The sequence below is a fragment of the Mesorhizobium sp. M7A.F.Ca.US.005.03.2.1 genome (assembly GCF_003997795.1).
GTDB classification, from domain to species: domain Bacteria; phylum Pseudomonadota; class Alphaproteobacteria; order Rhizobiales; family Rhizobiaceae; genus Mesorhizobium; species Mesorhizobium ciceri.
The window spans coordinates 1-2,028 of the sequence record NZ_RZRP01001018.1 but is presented as its reverse complement, the minus strand read 5'-3'; the positions used below and the strand labels follow the sequence as shown (position 1 = coordinate 2,028).

The 2,028-nt window shown below is 62.6% G+C and carries 2 protein-coding genes; one reads left to right on the top strand and one right to left on the bottom strand.

Annotation, left to right across the window (positions count from 1 at the left end):
• The coding region (locus EN991_RS34000; RefSeq protein ID WP_245461153.1) for an ATP-binding protein at positions 1-1,197 on the bottom strand (1,197 nt) is incomplete at its 3' end.
• Between the two features lie 237 nt (positions 1,198-1,434).
• Here EN991_RS34000 and cpaB point away from each other — a divergent pair.
• A partial coding sequence (gene cpaB, locus EN991_RS33995; protein WP_245461152.1) for a Flp pilus assembly protein CpaB occupies positions 1,435-2,028 on the top strand: 594 nt, incomplete at its 3' end.

Here is a 2,028-nt window from a genome sequence, read left to right as displayed (position 1 = left end):
GGTCTCGACAATTCGAATTGCCTCGATCGTCGCCAGCCTATCCTTGGTCTGTCCGACGAATTCCGGCTCGCGGATGAACACCGACAGCATGCCCGCCGCTGAGATCATGACGTCTTCCGAGGTGACGATCGAGGCGCGCTTGTTGCCGACGAGGTCGGCATAGGCGCGCAGGCCTCGCGTCAGCACGTTGCGGAAGCCGGCCTCGTGGGTGCCGCCTTCGCCGGTCGGGATGGTGTTGCAGTAGGAATTGATGAAGCCGTCGCCGCCGAACCAGGTCACCGCCCATTCGAGCGAGCCGTGGCCGCCCTGTTTCTCGCTCTTGCCGGCGAAAATCTCGCGCGTCACCTGGAAGTCGTCGCCGAGCGATGCCTTGAGATAGTCCTTCAGGCCGCCGGGAAAATGGAATTCCGCCTTGGCCGGTGTCTGGTCTTTTTCCTTGATCAGCGACGGATCGCAGGTCCAGCGGATCTCGACGCCGCCGAACAGATAGGCTTTCGAGCGCGTCATACGGTAGAGCCGCGCCGGTTCGAACGCCGCGCCCTTGCCGAAAATCTGCTCGTCGGGGTGGAAGCGGATCTTTGTGCCGCGCCGGTTGTGGACCTCGCCCAACTGTTCCAGGCCGGTCACGGGAACGCCGCGCGAGAATTTTTGCCGATAGAGTTGCCGTCCCCGCGCGACCTCGACCTCGAGATGGTCCGACAGCGCGTTGACCACGGACACGCCGACGCCATGCAGGCCGCCTGATGTCTCGTAAACCTTGGAGTCGAACTTGCCGCCCGAATGCAGCGTCGTCATGATCACTTCAAGCGCCGGCTTCTTGAACTTCGGGTGCGGATCGATCGGGATGCCGCGGCCATTGTCCGTCACGGCGAGATAGCCGTCGGCCGAAAGCTCGACATCGATGAAGGTGGCGTGACCGGCCACCGCTTCGTCCATCGAATTGTCGATGACCTCGGCGAACAGATGGTGCATCGCCTTGTCGTCGGTGCCGCCGATATACATGCCTGGCCGGCGGCGCACCGGTTCCAGCCCTTCCAGCACCTCGATGTCGGCGGCGCTATAGCCCTCGCTGCCGTCCTTGGTCGAGGCAGGACGCTTGGTGGCTTGCACCACCAGTGGATCCGCCGGGCGCGCAGCGGTACGCACCGGCTGCGGCTGCTTGTCCATATTGCCGAAGAGATCGTTGCTGTCGTCCATGCCTGCCATAGGTTCCGGTGCTGCGAATCACCTCGCGATACTGCCACGCTTTTCAGCGCCAAGCGACCGAGGTTCCTGTTCCGTTCGGGGATCTGGGCCCTCTTACCCCAAAACCATTCGATAACCAAGCCGGCGGAAATAGATCCGATACCAACGCCCGGGATTCCTGATTCTTTAACAATGCCGCCTAACGTGAGCCCAACTAAATAAGAAACTGCTGATATCAGGGGTTTAGGCGTGAGGGGCAAGGCCATATCGATGATCGGCATCGCCGCCGTTTTCGGCGCGATCTCGATCTTTGCCGCGGATTTCTGGGTCAAAAGCCAGGCCAAGGCCGATTCCGAAGAGAAGACGTCGTCGATTCCGGCACCTGTCGTGCCGAAAGTCGAATTCAAGACCATCGTGGTGGCGAATGCCCCGTTGCGCTACGGCATGGAGCTCGACCGCGCGCAGCTCAGCGAAATCCCGTGGTCGCAAGAGTCCGTGCCGCAGGGCGCCTTCACCACCATCAATGCGTTGCTCGCCGACGGCACTCGCGTGGTGCTGTCGCCGATGGAGGTCAACGAACCGGTGCTGCTGACCAAGCTGTCCGGCCCGAATGGCCGCGCGACGCTCTCCAACATGATGACGCCCGGAATGCGGGCGGTCACCATCCGCACCGACGAGATCGCCGGAGTCGGCGGCTTCGTCACGCCCGGTGACCGCGTTGACGTGGTGCTGACGCGCGATGCCGGCGAAATCCAGGAAGTGGCCAAGAATGCGCAAGGCGCTGCCGGTTCCACCATCACCTCCGAGATCGTTGTCGCCGATGCCAAGGTGCTGAGCGTCGGG